The organism is Rhodococcus sp. 1R11 (assembly GCF_004563845.1).
GTDB lineage: Bacteria > Actinomycetota > Actinomycetes > Mycobacteriales > Mycobacteriaceae > Rhodococcoides.
Map to the genome: position 1 here is coordinate 208,546 of NZ_SPNG01000010.1, position 14,181 is coordinate 222,726.

The window sequence follows — 14,181 nt, forward strand, 5'->3', positions numbered from 1 at the left end:
GGTGACGCCCAGTTCGGGCTGCCATCATGGGTGCAATGACCGTCCGCGCTCGTACCTTCGCCGCACTCGTGACGTCCCTGTTGACGGTCACTGCTTGCTCCTCGACGTCGGGTCCAGGCGACTCGGCCCCGGTCACGTCGGACTCGGTACCCACGCTGGGCGCGGAGGTTCTCCGTTCCTACGACCGCGGCGACGACGCCTTCACTCAGGGATTCGAGGTCGACGGCGACGTGCTGTACGAGGGCACCGGGCTGGAGGGCTCCTCCTTCGTCCGCCGTACGTCACTCGAGAACATGACCGAGCTGGGGCGGGTCGACCTGCCGTCCGACCTGTTCGGCGAGGGCATCACCGTCGACGGCGACACCCTGTGGCAGATCACCTGGCAAGACGGAGTCGCCGTCGCCCGCGACCGAGACACCCTGGCCGAACAGCGCCGAGTGAACTACGACGGCGAAGGATGGGGGCTGTGCACGCAGGGTGGAGGAACGCCGGACAACCGGCTCGTCATGAGCGACGGCACGTCCACCCTGACCTTCCGTGACCCCACATCCTTCGACGCCGTGAACACCGTCGACGTCACACTCGACGGCAATCCGGTGGAGAGGCTGAACGAGCTCGAATGCGCCGAGGACGGCTCGATCTACGCCAACGTCTGGCAAACCTTCGACATCATGCGCATCGACCCCACCACCGGCCGCGTCACCGCCGTCATCGACGGCAAGCCGCTGTGGGATTCGATGACGGCCACCGAGCGAAACGGAGCCGACGTCTTCAACGGCATCGCCCAGATCCCCGGCACCGACAGATTTCTGGTGACCGGCAAATTCTGGCCCAAGATCTTCGAGGTGCGATTCACCGATCCCGCGGCCGTAGGACAGAATTGACGCCGTGACCGATCCGCGACTCCCCCACCCCACGCCAGGTGCGGAAAACTCGGGCGCTGGCACAGAAACCGGTCACTCAACCGCTGATGAACAGAGCTCGGAGCATCCCGGTTTCGTCAACTACCCACCGGCCGACCCCAGCGCCGCCGGCCATGTTCCGAGCCGCCGCCAACCGTTGCCGCCGCTGCACCCGGCGCGCACTCAGCAGATCACTGCGGCGCGGGGCCGAACCGGCGGGCGTAAGCCACCACCGATGCCCAAGAAGCTCACGGTCACCCGCGTCGCGGCGATGCGTGGGCGGGAGCTGACCGGCAAGGGCATCGCCTCGTTCCAGCGGGCCGCCAAAGCGGACGGGGCCGACAAATCCGGGTTGACTGCACTGACCTACGCGACGATGGCGAACTTCGCGTCCGACGCGGCCCTGGCGATCGCATTGGCCAACACCCTGTTCTTCTCTGCGGCTACCGGTGAGGACAAGACGAAGGTCGCGCTGTACCTGGTCATCACCATCGCGCCGTTCGCGCTGATCGCGCCGCTGATCGGCCCGTTGCTCGACCGGTTGCAGCACGGTCGACGCATCGCGCTGGCCACCTCGTTCGGCCTGCGTACCGTGCTGGCGGTGGTGTTGGTGTTCAACTTCGACAGTTGGGTGCTCTATCCAGCGGCACTGGGCATGCTCGTCCTGAGCAAATCGTTTGCGGTACTCAAGAGCGCGGTGACGCCGCGGGTGCTGCCACCGGAGATCGACCTCGTCCGCGTCAACTCCAGGCTCACCGTCTTCGGCCTGCTCGGGGGCACCATCGCCGCAGGGGCTGTTGCCGGCGGTATCGCCTTCGTCGCCGATTCTCCCGGTGCGCTGTGGTTCGTCGCCGCGATTACCGTGCTCGGCGCATACCTGAGCATGCGCATCCCGTCCTGGGTGGAAGTGACCGAGGGCGAGGTTCCGGCCACCCTCGGCTATCACGCCGACCAGCATCACGGCAGCGACTACCCCGGCAGCGGTGCCCCGACCGAGAATCTGAAGCGCACGCCGCCGCCGGCCACCGCCGCCAAGAACCGCAGGCAGCCGCTGGGCCGGGCGGTGATCGTCGGACTCTGGGGCAACGGCACGATCAGAATTCTCACCGGATTCCTGACGCTGTACATCGCGTTCGTCGCCAAATCACGCACCGAACACGAGCCGCTCCAGCAGGCCGCGATGCTCGGACTGGTCGGAGCCGCCGCCGGTCTCGGCAACTTCGCCGGCAACGCACTCGGAGCCAGGATCAAGCTCGGCCGACCGTCGGTGGTCGTTCTGCGGTGCACACTCGCGGTGACTGTCGTCGCCGTCGTCGCAGCCGTCACGGACAGTTTGCTCACCGCTGCCGTGGCCGCCCTGGTCGCGTCGAGCGCGAGCGCGTTGGCCAAGGTCTCGCTCGACGCGTCCCTGCAGTCCGACCTGCCTCCGGAGTCCATTGCGTCCGGATTCGGCCGCTCGGAAACCGTAATGCAGCTGTGCTGGGTTCTCGGCGGGACCCTCGGGGTGTTGCTTCCCACCGAGTACTGGCTCGGTTTCACGGTGGTGTCGGTGTTGCTTACGATCGGGCTCGTGCAGACCTTCCTGACGTACCGCGGCAGATCGTTGCTACCCGGGTTCGGCGGCAACCGCCCCGACCATGTCGAACAAGAAATGTCCGACAGCTCCTACGGCGAAAACGTGACCAAGTGAACCTGGCTCCCCGCACCAAGAAGATCGGGTCGCTGATCGCCGCCGGCCTGTTCGTCATCGCCGTCGCGTTCGTCGGTGTGCTCGCCGTCCTGATCGGCAGAGCGCCCGACAAGGAACCGGTCGTCACCGCGTACGCCAACGGTCGAGCCGTTCAGGTCGAGCCCTACCTGTACTGCGCCGTGAGCGACCCGCTGTGCACCAACGTCGGCGAGACCGCCGAAATCCAGGTGGGATCGGCTCCGACGGTGCAGCTGTCGATGCCCGAGGCCGTCTACTCCGCGCCGTGGGAACTGGCGCTGGTGTACGGCGACGACAGCGGGACGGGCGTGGAGAACAGCCAGTTCAATCAGCCGGGAACCCGGCTGAGCGTCACCGTCCCGACGACGGACGACAGCGGCCGGACGTTGCTCGGCATCGAGGTTCGCCTACCCACGGGAATCATCGATACCGACACCAATACCGAGAGCTTCGTCAGCCACGCGATCTGGTCCATCGGCACGCGGCCGTAACGATCAGCTGTCGAGCTCGCGAGCGACGGCGCGGACCACCTCGGAGATGCGCTGAGCAATCTTGCGGTCCGGGTACTTACCCTTGCGCAGTTCCGGCTGCACCGTCGCTTCGAGCAACGTGATCATGTCCTCGACCATGCCGTGCAGTTCGTCGGGAGTGTGCTTGCGCTCCACGGGCTCGCGGCGGGTGCTGCCGCTGTTCTGGCGAATCGACGGGGCAGGCTCGAGAACCTTCAGGCTCAGTGCCTGCGGGCCACGACGGCCTGCGGCCATGCCGAATTCGACGCGCTGGCCGGCTTTGAGGCCGTCGACGCCCTCGGGCAGCGCTGACGAACGCACATACACGTCCTCGCCTTCCTCCTGCGAGAGGAATCCGAATCCCTTGTCGACGTCGTACCACTTCACCTTGCCGGTCGGCACTGAGCTCACCCGTTCATCTGTTGCTGTGTTTGGTTTCGTATCCGCACGCCCCGATGTCGGGACCTTGCGGTGTGCACAAGTTTCGCGCCCCACGAAAACGCAGGACGCGAATACGCCAGTCTAGCGCGCAGGCCCCGAATAGGGCATTCCGGTTTTTCGCACGAGACAACGCCGCGCACTACCGTGGTGGTGTGGACTCATCAACTCGCAAGCGAAGTACTGCACTGCTGCGCATCGCGCTGGTGCTGTTCGCGATCGGCCTCGTTGCCATCGTCGCGATCCTGTTCTTCCCGGTCTTCTCCGACGCCAAGCCGCCACTGAGCCTGTACCTGACGGCGATGTTCTCGGCACCCGCTGGATTCGTGCTCGCTCTGGTGTACACGCTGCTCTCGGGCAGACGGGCGCGGTAGACCGTGCGATTGCTCTTGAACGTCATCTGGCTCGTGTTCGGTGGACTGTGGCTCGCACTAGGCTACTTCTTCGCGGGACTCCTGCTGTGCATCCTGATCGTGACCATTCCGTTCGGGATCGCATCGTTCCGCATCGGCGTCTACGCCCTGTGGCCGTTCGGGTCGACGATCGTCGACAAGCCCGGGGCGGGTTCGGGTGCTCTTGTGGGTAACGTGCTGTGGCTCGTCCTCGCCGGGTGGTGGCTGGCGCTGACACATGTCGTCACCGCCATCGCGATGGCCATCACGATCATCGGTATTCCGCTGGCGATCGCGAACCTCAAATTGATCCCGGTCTCGCTGATGCCGCTCGGGAAAGACATCGTTGCGGTTCGGTGACGTTTCGAGACCCCGTCGGTCGATGTGACTTCCATCACATCACGCTTGTGTAACAGACAGGCAACAGCACGGGGTCAGTCACCGAGAACGGCCACTAGCTGGGCCTACTCGAGCGACCCGAATCCGACTGTCGAGACGGGCGCCGGCACACGGATAAATCGACAGTTACCAAATAGTGACGTAACCCGGGAATTTCAGTACGGTCAGCAGCGGCCGGAAAGTTCGGCCGAATTCCGGCCCGCAGCGCCAAACCTCGTCCCGCGGGAACCGGAACAACCCTCGACGATCACCCAGGGGACGAGGACGGGGGACCCACGTCCTCCACGGACAACCGGGAACTTGTAGCGACTCACGAAGCCGCACCGAGTTCCCTTGGGGTGAAGCCCAATTGCCCATTCGACATGAATGAGCGAGACGGCCGGGCTACCTCTCAGCCCGAACCCGACAGCTGACCTCGCAGGCGCGTGTGGAGAGGATTTCAACTCGTATGAGCGGACGTCATCGCAAGCCGAGCACCACTGGCAAGACCGTCGCAAAGGTGGCCGTCACCGGTGCCATCATGGGCACCGCAGGCATCGCCTTCACCGGCACCGCCAACGCGGCACCGGATTCCGACTGGGATCGCCTTGCACAGTGTGAAGCAGGCGGCAACTGGGGCATCAACACCGGAAACGGCTTCCAGGGCGGATTGCAGTTCTCCCCCAGCACCTGGAACGCACACGGTGGACAGCAGTACGCGGCAACGGCCAACCAGGCCAGCCGTGAAGAGCAGATCGCAGTCGCCGAGAAGGTTCTCGACTCGCAGGGCTGGGGCGCATGGCCCTCCTGCTCCTCGAGCCTCGGTCTGAGCAGCGCACCCACCGAGCGCAGCGTTCCGGTCACCCCCAAGGCACCGGAAGTTCCCGCCCTCCCCGACCTGACGTCGATCCCGTCGATCGATGCATCGACCGAGGTCGTCAACGGCATCGTCACCGCCGTCCAGAACATCACCAACGATCCCCAGATCGCGTCGTTCGTCCAGAACGCCGCTCAGGGAATCCAGCTCGATCCGCAGGTCGTCAGCTTCTACCAGGCGAACAAGGCGTTCCTGCCCCAGTAGGCAAGAACCGGCCGCCATACGAGAAAAGCCCCCGACATCGTCACGATGTCGGGGGCTTTCTCGTGGTCGAGTGCCGTTGTCAGCGATTGACGACGGTCACCGGATGGGCGTAGGGCAGGTCTTCGACGGGCAGCGGGAACTCGGTGTCCTCACCGAAGGGCGACAAGCCACCCGATCGAGCGGACGAGAGTTCGGTCACCGCGTGGTCACCGCGAGCGGTTTCCGGCCAGCCTGGATCGACATAGGGCTTCTTCGACTTGTTCACCATGGGCCCATTTTGACACCTGCCCTGCGGCGAGCACCAGCCCAGGTCTCTAATCTGATAGACGATGACCGACACGACTGCGCCCCGACACACCGACATGCCTCCCGATCTGCCTCAGTGGATCGCAGCTCGCACCGACGCGGAGCTGATCAAGGCCATGTCGTTGCGTCCGGATCTGACTGCGCCGCCGCCCGCCTCGCTGGCAGTGCTGGCCGGCCGGGCCGAGCAACGCCGGTCGATCCTGCACACTGCGGACACCCTCGACACCCTGGCCCTGACCGTGCTCGAGATCCTGGCCATCGAAGAGGCCTACGAGCGTCCGGTCACCAGAGCCACGCTCCTGTCCGTCGTCGCCAAACGCGCCCCGGCCAAGGCCGTGGACAAAGCGTTGTCCCAACTGCGCGAACGCTTTCTCGTCTGGGGCGACGCCGCCGGGTTCCGGATCAGCGCCACCGCTGCGGACGCCGTGCCGTGGCGCATCGGCCGCGCCCTCGACCCGGTGGACACCCTCACCGAAACCCACATCACCTCGGCGCTGGCCGCACTCGAGGACGGCGAACGCAATCTTCTCGACACCCTGGCCAGATCGTCGCCCACCGGCCGTACCCGAGACGCCGCACCGGGCACCCCTCCTGATCGGCCCGTGCAGAAACTGCTCGCCGCAGGCCTGCTGATCTGGTTGGACGAGCAAACTGTCGAACTCCCCGTCCAGGTCGGTCAGATCTTGCGCGGCGAGCCCATGACGGATCCCCGCTCACTCGCCGAGCCGAAGCTGACGACCACGGCACATGCGCTCGCCGACGTCGACGCTGCCGCGGCGGGTGAGGCACTCGAGCTCGGGCGGCACTGTGTGGCCATCATCGAGGCGCTGTCCGCGTCACCGGCTCCTGCCCTCAAGGCCGGCGGGCTCGGAGTGCGCGAGCTGCGCAAGATCACCAAGGCCACCGGACTCGACGACGACCGCGTGAGCATCCTCGTCGAACTGCTCGCCGCCGCCCATTTGATCTCCAGCGGAACCCCGGACCCCGTCCCCTCTGCCGACACCGGCGACGACTACTGGGCACCGACACCCGCCGTCGACGCGTGGCTCGCCGCCGCCCCGGCCGCCCGCTGGCACACTCTCGCCTCCGCCTGGATCGAGACACCACGAGCCCCGTGGGTCATCGGTATGCGCGACCCCAACGACAAGCCCATCGCCGCATTGTCGGACGAAGTGCGCTCGCCTGCCGCGCCCCGGGACCGACGCATGATCCTGGAGTTGCTCGCCGAGCTCGGCAGTGGACACGCCGCGACGCCCGCCGACCTCACCCGCACCCTGACGTGGCGTCGACCCCGGTGGTCCGGACGGTTCGGCGTGACACCCGTCGGGCATGTCATCGCCGAGGCGACCGCGCTGGGGATCGTCGCGCGCGGCGCGATGTCGACGCCGGGACGCTCGCTGGTGCACGACGGCAACGCCGAGGCCGACATGCGCGCGGCACTCCCCGAGCCGATCGACTACGTGTTGGTGCAGGCCGACCTGACTCTGGTGGCACCGGGACCGCTCGAACCGGATCTGCAGGATCGGATCGCGCTCGTCGCCGACGTCGAGTCGGCGGGTGCCGCGACCATGTATCGCATCAGCGACACGAGCCTGCGCCGGGCCCTCGACGTGGGCCTGACGGCCTCGGAGTTGCACTCGTTGTTCGCGACCCATTCCCGAACTCCGGTTCCGCAGGCCCTGACCTATTTGATCGACGACGTGGCTCGGCGTCACGGCCGACTCCGTGCCGGCGTGGCCGCGTCGTTCGTCCGGTGCGAGGATCCGGCGTTGCTGGCCGAGGTGATGGCCTCTCCGGCCGCCGAGTCGCTGGCCCTACGTGCACTCGCTCCGACCGTCGCGATCTCTCAGGCACCGCTGGCCGAGGTGCTGTCGGTACTCGCCGGGGCCGGATTCGCGCCCGCGGGTGAGGACTCGTCCGGCACCATCGTCGATCTTCGGGCCCGCGGCTCGCGGGTGTCGGCGCGGCGGCCGCGCCAGACGTTCCGCACCCCGGCGGTTCCCACCGACGAGCAGCTCGGGTCGTTGGTACGCGGAATGCGTGCCGCCGACCGCGCTGCAGGCAACGGCGGTGCGGTGGTGCGCGCCGACGGATCTCGCGCGAGCAGCACGGCGACGATGACGCTGTTGCAGACAGCAGCGAAGGTCAAGCGCAGCGTCAGCATCGGCTACGTCGACGCACAGGGCATCGCGACCCACCGCATCGTCGATCCGATCAGCATCGGCGGCGGCCAACTCGACGCGTTCGACCCCGCCACCGGGGGCGTGCGGCGGTTCACTCTGCACCGCATCACCTCCGTCGCCTTGGTGGACTGAGTCACTGCTCACGTGCACGCGGGCCCCTACCTGTGGACAATGGAGAAGTTGCGCTCTTTCGAGCGCAGCAGAAGTCTCTAGGAGGAACCGTGACCGACGGCCCGCTGATCGTCCAGTCCGACAAAACGCTGTTGCTCGAGGTCGATCACGAACTCGCGGGCGCAGCGCGGGCGGCGATCGCACCGTTCGCCGAGCTCGAACGTGCGCCCGAGCACGTGCACACCTACCGCATCACCCCGCTGGCGCTGTGGAACGCGCGCGCTGCCGGTCACGATGCCGAGCAGGTGGTCGACGCATTGGTCAACTTCTCGCGCTACGCGGTACCCCAGCCGTTGCTGGTCGACATCGTCGACACGATGGCCCGGTACGGCCGGTTGCAGTTGGTCAAGAGCCCGATCCACGGTCTGGTGCTGATCAGCCTGGACCGCGCCGTGCTCACCGAGGTGATGCGGCACAAGAAGATTGCGCCCATGCTCGGCGCGATGGTCGACGAGGACACGGTCATCGTGCATCCGAGCGAACGCGGCCACGTCAAACAGATGCTGCTCAAGATCGGCTGGCCTGCCGAGGACCTCGCCGGCTACGTGGACGGCGAAGCGCACCCGATCGAGCTCGATACCGAGGGCGGCAAGTGGACGCTGCGTGACTACCAGGAGATGGCCGCGGATTCGTTCTGGGCCGGTGGCTCCGGTGTCGTCGTGCTGCCGTGTGGTGCGGGTAAGACGATGGTCGGTGCGGCGGCGATGGCCAGGGCCAAGGCCACCACGCTGATCCTGGTCACCAACACCGTTGCCGGCAGGCAGTGGAAGCGCGAGCTCATTGCGCGCACGTCGCTCACCGAGGAGGAGATCGGCGAGTATTCGGGTGAGCGCAAAGAGATCCGCCCTGTGACAATCGCCACGTACCAGGTCATCACCCGTCGAACCAAGGGTGAGTACAAGCACCTGGAGCTGTTCGACTCCCGCGACTGGGGTCTGGTGATCTACGACGAGGTGCACCTGCTCCCCGCACCGGTGTTCCGCATGACAGCCGACCTGCAGTCACGCCGCCGACTCGGCTTGACGGCCACGCTCGTCCGCGAGGACGGACGTGAGGGCGACGTCTTCTCTCTGATCGGCCCGAAGCGCTACGACGCGCCCTGGAAGGACATCGAGGCACAGGGGTGGATCGCACCGGCCGAGTGCATAGAGGTGCGCGTCACCCTCACCGACGCCGAGCGCATGTCGTACGCGGTCGCCGAACCCGAGGAGCGCTACAAGCTCTGCTCGACGGCGCACACGAAGATCGCCGTCGTGAAATCGATCCTTGCCAAACACCAGGACGCTCCGACGTTGGTGATCGGCGCGTACCTCGATCAGCTGAACGAACTCGGTGAAGCCCTGAATGCGCCGGTGATCCAGGGCTCGACCAAGAACAAGGAACGCGAGGTGCTGTTCGACGCCTTCCGCAAGGGTGAGATCCAGACTCTGGTGGTGAGCAAGGTGGCGAACTTCTCGATCGACCTTCCCGAGGCGTCGGTGGCAGTCCAGGTTTCGGGAACGTTCGGGTCCCGGCAGGAAGAAGCCCAGCGACTGGGCCGATTGCTTCGGCCGAAACACGACGGTGGTCAGGCGCACTTCTACTCGGTGGTCTCGCGCGACACCCTCGACGCCGAATACGCCGCACACCGGCAGCGGTTCCTCGCCGAGCAGGGGTACGCCTACCGCATCACCGACGCCGACGACCTGCTCGGCCCGGCAATCTGACGCTTCGTGTCGGGATCGGCGGCATGCTAGGAATAGCAGTGTGCGCCGATTCGAGTTTCCTGTAGACGTAGCCCACGCGAAGTCGGTCAACGAGACGTTCACCGAACTTCGCCGGCTGCGGATGTCCGCGGCGCTCACGGCAGTGGTCCTGCTGGCACTGGGGGTCTGGTTCTTCTGGATCGCGACGCCGTGGTCGTACATCCTCGGAGCCGTGTTCTGCATCGGTGCGGCGACGTCCTTGTGGGTCATGGTGTGGGCACCGAAGAAGATGGGGTCCGTCGAATCGCTCTACGCCCGGGGCGATCTGGTTCCGGCGGTGGTGGCCGAGACGCTGCCGAGCGGCGCGACGTTGCTGTCGCTGGTCGATGTCGCGAAACCAGGAGTCGACGAGCCGCACTACGTCCTGATCACGCGCGTCGTCCGTGCACTGCCCGGCCACGCCGTCGAACGCGGTGCCGAGGTGCCTGCGGTGTCGGTGCTCGCCGATCGCGGCCGTAACACCGGTGGACGGACGTGGCAGCTGGTGTCGGCGATGCCGATCGCCTGGGGCACCACCGACGCGGCCGTTCTGGCGCGCGCCGCCGCCGAGATCACCGAGGGCGAATGGGCACTGCTGCACGCCAACATCGGACTGTCGGAGAAGGTACGCAAGGCCAAGAACCAGCAGCTGCTCGTGGACCCAGCCGATCTGCCCGAGGACCTGACGCGACCTACTGAAGAGCCGGGATGACCTCGCGCTCGAAGAGTTCGATGCCGGAGCGGTCGTAGGCGGCTTCGGGAAAGTAGAAGATGCCGTACGTCATGCCCTGCTGCTGCAGTTCGGTGAGGTTCTCGACGATCTGCTCGGGTGTTCCGACGGCAGGCATTCCGCGGTATGCGCCCAATGCCTCGTGTGCCTTCTCGGCTCCGACGTGTTCGGTCAGTCGAGCCTCGAGAGTGCGCAGCCGCTCCTGCACTTCGGCCTCCGTGGAGCCGATGGCCACGTTGTAGTTGGCCGAGCGGACAATGGCGTCGAAGTCCGTGCCGACAGTTGCGCAATGATCGCGCAGCAGAGCCGATTTGGCGGCGAAACCGGTGAGGGTCCCATCGAAGTTGGTGTAGTTCGCGTACTTCGCTGCAATCTTCAGTGTGACTTTTTCGCCACCGCCGGCGATCCACAGTGGGATGCCGCCCTCCTGCAAGGGCAGTGGGCGCACCACGGCACCGTCGATCTCGTAGTGCTTGCCGTCGAGATACACCTCGCCGGTGGTCCACGCTTGCTTGAAGATCTGCACGCCCTCGTCGAGGCGACCCAATCGTTCACCGGCAGAGGGGAATCCGTAGCCGTAGGCGCGGAACTCGTGCTCGTGCCAACCGCCGCCGATACCCATCTCGACCCGACCACCGGAGATGATGTCCACTGTCGCAGCAACTTTGGCCAGGTAGGCGGGGTTGCGGTAGGACATCGCCGTACACATCTGCCCCAATCGGATACGCGAGGTCGACGCGGCCAATGCGGACATCAGCGACCAGGCCTCGTGCGTCGCCTCGTCCGTCGCGACGGGAACGGTGTGGAAGTGGTCGTAGACCCACAGTGATTCCCATGGTCCGGCTTCGGCGGCAACGGCATGCTCGCGCAGCACACTCCACTGCCGGGCCGGATCGATTCCGACCAGATCCAGCCGCCAACCCTGAGGCACGAACATTCCGAATCGCATGACAGGCACAGTACAGACGCAGGCCCGACGCTCGCGACGGCTGAGTGAACTACGCTGCAGGAATGTCCGAGATGTTGCCGTCGCGCACAGTGACCCGGTTGCGCCCGTTCGCATCGACCATTTTCGCCGAGATGACCGCACTCGCGGTGGCGAAGAATGCCGTCAATCTGGGGCAGGGATTCCCGGACACGGACGGACCGTCGGCCATGCTCGAGGCCGCGCGGGACGCCATCGCGAACGGCCTCAACCAGTACTCCCCCGGCCCGGGGATGCCGGTCCTGCGCGCAGCCATCTCCGACGACCGGCACGCCCGGTTCGGACTTCGGTACGACCCCGATTCGCAGGTTCTCGTCACCGTGGGTGCCACCGAGGCCATCTCGGCGACGCTGCTCGGCTTGATCGAGGCGGGCGACGACGTGCTGTTGATCGAGCCGTTCTACGACTCCTACGCCGCCGCTGTGGCGTTGGCCGGGGCCACTCGCACGGCGGTACCCCTGGTCACCGACGGCAGCGGATGGACCGTCGACACCGACGCCCTCGAGCGCGCCGTAGGGCCACGAACGCGGATGCTGATCGTCAACTCGCCGCACAATCCCACCGGCACCGTGTTCGATCGCGAGACGATGATCCGCATCTCCGAGATCGCGATCGCCCACGACCTGCTCGTGCTCACCGACGAGGTGTACGAGCACTTGATCTTCGACGACGGTGTGCACACCCCCATCGCGACGCTGCCGGGCATGTTCGAGCGGACCGTCACCGTGTCCAGTGCCGCGAAGACGTTCAACGCCACCGGCTGGAAGACCGGGTGGGCGCTCGGTCCGAAAGAGCTGATCGATGCGGTGCGCGCCGCCAAGCAGTTCATGAGTTTCGTCGGCGGTACCCCGTTCCAGCCCGCCGTCGCGTACGCACTCGGTCACGAGCAGGCATGGATCGCCGCCATGCGCGACGGTCTGCAGCGCAAGCGAGACATGCTGTCCGCGGCACTGATCGAGGCGGGCGCGGACGTCAAGCACAGTGCCGGAACGTATTTCGTGTGCGCAGATATCGCACCGATCGGCCGCGGTGATGCGTACGAGTTCTGCCGTACCCTGCCCGATCTCGTCGGCGTCGCCGCTGTACCGGTGACTGCCTTCGTCGACGAACCTGCACCGTGGAATTCGTTGGTGCGCTTCGCTTTCTGCAAGCAGGACCACGTGCTCGCCGATGCCGCCGAGAGGTTACGGCGATTGTGACTGCGCAACCGACGATTCCGGCGTACTTCGTCAGGCAAGCCGTCGACCTCGCGGCCAACGGCGGAGTGGACCTGACGTACCCGTTGTCGATGGCCGGAATCGGAACCACCATTCTCGACGACCCGGCGGAGCGACTCACCACCCGACAGGTCACCGCGTTCACCCAGGCCGTGTGGGCGATGACCGGCGACGAACTCTTCGGACTCGCCGCAGTTCCTGTGCGGCGCGGCAGTTTTCGGGTGGTGTGCCAGACGTTGATACACACGGAGAATCTGTGGGCAGCGCTGATTCGAATGTCCGAGACCATGCGCGTACTCATTCCGGTGAAACCGATGACGCTGGATCGAACCGAGCAGTCGACGGTCCTGACGGTGCACGTCGAAGCCACGACCGACCTCAGCCCCGAAGCGAACGAGCTCGCCGAGCGATTGCTGACCGACTTCCTGCTGATTCTGCTGCATCGGTTCGCGGCGTGGCTGATCGGTAACCGCGTCAAACTGCTGTCGGTTCGGTTGCCCTACGCATTGCCCGGGCCCGAGGCCGGAAAGATGTACGACACCATTTTCGGAACTCATGTGCAGTTCGGATCCGACCGTGCCGCACTGGAATTCGATACTGCGCTCATGCGTGCACCGATAGTGCAGACCGAGGCGACACTGGCCGAGTACCTTGCGGAGTCACCCAACCTGTTGTTCTCGTCGAGGGACTACGACAGCACTGCGTCGAGCCAGGTTCGAAGGGCACTGGAGACCGGATTCAGAGGCGGTACGCCGGCTACCGAAGAGATTGCGGCCATGCTCAACATCAGCCCGCCGCATCTGCGCCGCGTCCTTCGCCAGGAAGGCACCTCCATCAATCAGCTCCGCGAGGAGGTTCTGCGCGATGCTGCCATCTCGGGGTTGAGCCGCGGCGACAGCGTGGACGACATCTCGGCCCGCCTGGGCTTCTCCGAGCCGAGCGCATTCCGCCGGGCCTTCAAGCGCTGGACCGGGCAAACTCCCGGCGCGTATCGATAGAGCTCCGCGCGATCAGCTGACGCAGAACTCGTTGCCCTCGGGATCGGTCATGGTGATCCAGGTGCTGGGCCCTTGCTGCCCGCGATACACAACCGACGCGCCTCGCCCTTCGAGTTCCTTCACCACCGCCTCCCGTCCGTCACCGACCCGAACGTCGAGATGCAGTCGGTTCTTCACGGACTTCGATTCGGGCACCGCCTGAAACAGCACCCGCGGGGTGCCCGGAGATTCCGGATCGGTGATGCCCTGGCCTGCTCGCCACACCAGAACGCCGTCGAACACGGTTGTGTCCTCCTCTCGGGCGTGGCCTGCCGCCACCATCTCGCGAATGAACTCTTCGTTGCTCGGTTCGACCTGCCAGCCGAGAGTCCGTGCCCACCATGCCGCGAGCGCGTGCGGGTCGACGCTGTCCACAACAACCTGAAATCGGTAACCCATGCGAGAACGATACCGCCGGGA

At 65.9% G+C, this 14,181-nt stretch carries 15 protein-coding genes and 1 riboswitch; of the genes, 11 read left to right on the forward strand and 4 right to left on the reverse strand.

Annotation, left to right across the window (positions count from 1 at the left end; genetic code table 11):
- Positions 1-26 precede the first annotated feature (26 nt).
- The 3 genes from E4P29_RS18455 to E4P29_RS18465 are packed head-to-tail and all read left to right on the forward strand — an operon-like array spanning position 27 to position 3,101.
- Positions 27-884, forward strand: coding sequence for a glutaminyl-peptide cyclotransferase (locus E4P29_RS18455; RefSeq protein WP_135046618.1), 858 nt, complete (start codon positions 27-29; stop codon positions 882-884).
- A 4-nt stretch (positions 885-888) separates the two neighbouring features.
- Entirely contained in the window at positions 889-2,592 is a 1,704-nt protein-coding gene (locus tag E4P29_RS18460; protein ID WP_209205459.1) for an MFS transporter, read from the forward strand.
- Positions 2,589-3,101 carry a DUF2771 domain-containing protein gene (locus E4P29_RS18465; protein ID WP_135046619.1) on the forward strand — a complete coding sequence of 171 codons (513 nt, stop codon included), beginning with the start codon at positions 2,589-2,591 and terminating at the stop codon, positions 3,099-3,101. Before E4P29_RS18460 ends, E4P29_RS18465 begins: the two co-directional genes overlap by 4 nt.
- A gap of 3 nt (positions 3,102-3,104) precedes the next feature.
- On the opposite strand, the gene E4P29_RS18470 is transcribed toward E4P29_RS18465, so the two are convergent.
- Complete coding sequence (locus tag E4P29_RS18470; RefSeq protein ID WP_167327283.1) at positions 3,105-3,521, reverse strand: cold-shock protein; 417 nt, start codon at positions 3,519-3,521, stop codon at positions 3,105-3,107.
- A gap of 191 nt (positions 3,522-3,712) precedes the next feature.
- Between E4P29_RS18470 and E4P29_RS18475 the strand changes: the two genes are divergently transcribed.
- The 3 genes from E4P29_RS18475 (at position 3,713) to E4P29_RS18490 (ending at position 5,408) form a co-directional block, all read left to right on the forward strand.
- Positions 3,713-3,931, forward strand: a complete 219-nt coding sequence (locus tag E4P29_RS18475) for a hypothetical protein (protein ID WP_135046620.1) — start codon at positions 3,713-3,715, stop codon at positions 3,929-3,931.
- Between the two features lie 3 nt (positions 3,932-3,934).
- Positions 3,935-4,309, forward strand: coding sequence for a YccF domain-containing protein (locus E4P29_RS18480; RefSeq protein ID WP_027495895.1), 375 nt, complete (start codon positions 3,935-3,937; stop codon positions 4,307-4,309).
- A gap of 270 nt (positions 4,310-4,579) precedes the next feature.
- Positions 4,580-4,788, forward strand: a riboswitch (cyclic di-AMP (ydaO/yuaA leader).
- An 8-nt stretch (positions 4,789-4,796) separates the two neighbouring features.
- Positions 4,797-5,408 carry a transglycosylase family protein gene (locus E4P29_RS18490; RefSeq protein WP_135046621.1) on the forward strand — a complete coding sequence of 204 codons (612 nt, stop codon included), beginning with the start codon at positions 4,797-4,799 and terminating at the stop codon, positions 5,406-5,408.
- Positions 5,409-5,487: 79 nt separating this feature from the next.
- Here the strand turns inward: E4P29_RS18490 and E4P29_RS18495 are convergent, their stop codons facing one another.
- Positions 5,488-5,676, reverse strand: a complete 189-nt coding sequence (locus E4P29_RS18495; protein ID WP_008719333.1) for a hypothetical protein — start codon at positions 5,674-5,676, stop codon at positions 5,488-5,490.
- 61 nt (positions 5,677-5,737) lie between these two features.
- On the opposite strand from E4P29_RS18495, the gene E4P29_RS18500 reads away from it, so the two are divergent.
- The 3 genes from E4P29_RS18500 to E4P29_RS18510 all read left to right on the forward strand — a co-directional run bounded on the left by E4P29_RS18500 (position 5,738) and on the right by E4P29_RS18510 (position 10,504).
- Complete coding sequence (locus tag E4P29_RS18500; RefSeq protein WP_135046622.1) at positions 5,738-8,029, forward strand: helicase-associated domain-containing protein; 2,292 nt, start codon at positions 5,738-5,740, stop codon at positions 8,027-8,029.
- 89 nt (positions 8,030-8,118) lie between these two features.
- Positions 8,119-9,774, forward strand: a complete 1,656-nt coding sequence (locus E4P29_RS18505) for a DNA repair helicase XPB (RefSeq protein ID WP_135046623.1) — start codon at positions 8,119-8,121, stop codon at positions 9,772-9,774.
- Between the two features lie 40 nt (positions 9,775-9,814).
- Positions 9,815-10,504, forward strand: coding sequence for a DUF3239 domain-containing protein (locus tag E4P29_RS18510; RefSeq protein WP_167735530.1), 690 nt, complete (start codon positions 9,815-9,817; stop codon positions 10,502-10,504).
- Here the strand turns inward: E4P29_RS18510 and E4P29_RS18515 are convergent.
- Entirely contained in the window at positions 10,485-11,471 is a 987-nt protein-coding gene (locus tag E4P29_RS18515; RefSeq protein ID WP_135046624.1) for an LLM class F420-dependent oxidoreductase, read from the reverse strand. The two genes, E4P29_RS18510 and E4P29_RS18515, sit on opposite strands and share 20 nt — an antisense overlap.
- A gap of 62 nt (positions 11,472-11,533) precedes the next feature.
- Here E4P29_RS18515 and E4P29_RS18520 point away from each other — a divergent pair, with 62 nt between their 5' ends.
- Together E4P29_RS18520 and E4P29_RS18525 are read left to right on the forward strand one after the other, a co-directional pair.
- Positions 11,534-12,706 (forward strand): pyridoxal phosphate-dependent aminotransferase, encoded by a 1,173-nt coding sequence (locus tag E4P29_RS18520; protein WP_135046625.1) that lies wholly within the window; start codon positions 11,534-11,536, stop codon positions 12,704-12,706.
- Positions 12,703-13,722, forward strand: a complete 1,020-nt coding sequence (locus E4P29_RS18525; protein ID WP_135046626.1) for an AraC family transcriptional regulator — start codon at positions 12,703-12,705, stop codon at positions 13,720-13,722. The genes E4P29_RS18520 and E4P29_RS18525 overlap by 4 nt, the downstream gene beginning before the upstream one ends.
- A 12-nt stretch (positions 13,723-13,734) precedes the next feature.
- On the opposite strand, the gene E4P29_RS18530 is transcribed toward E4P29_RS18525, so the two are convergent.
- Positions 13,735-14,160: a VOC family protein gene (locus E4P29_RS18530; protein ID WP_135046627.1), complete on the reverse strand. Its 426-nt coding sequence runs from the start codon at positions 14,158-14,160 to the stop codon at positions 13,735-13,737.
- Positions 14,161-14,181 lie beyond the last annotated feature (21 nt).

What these genes read in the sequence shown, in the direction of transcription:
- E4P29_RS18455 (WP_135046618.1), top strand. Translation starts at nt 27, where the DNA reads ATGGGTGCAATGACCGTCCGCGCTCGTACCTTCGCCGCACTCGTGACG.
- E4P29_RS18490 (WP_135046621.1), top strand. Translation starts at nt 4,797, where the DNA reads ATGAGCGGACGTCATCGCAAGCCGAGCACCACTGGCAAGACCGTCGCA.
- E4P29_RS18495 (WP_008719333.1), bottom strand. Translation starts at nt 5,676, where the DNA reads ATGGTGAACAAGTCGAAGAAGCCCTATGTCGATCCAGGCTGGCCGGAA.
- E4P29_RS18500 (WP_135046622.1), top strand. Translation starts at nt 5,738, where the DNA reads ATGACCGACACGACTGCGCCCCGACACACCGACATGCCTCCCGATCTG.
- E4P29_RS18515 (WP_135046624.1), bottom strand. Translation starts at nt 11,471, where the DNA reads ATGCGATTCGGAATGTTCGTGCCTCAGGGTTGGCGGCTGGATCTGGTC.
- E4P29_RS18520 (WP_135046625.1), top strand. Translation starts at nt 11,534, where the DNA reads ATGTCCGAGATGTTGCCGTCGCGCACAGTGACCCGGTTGCGCCCGTTC.
- E4P29_RS18530 (WP_135046627.1), bottom strand. Translation starts at nt 14,160, where the DNA reads ATGGGTTACCGATTTCAGGTTGTTGTGGACAGCGTCGACCCGCACGCG.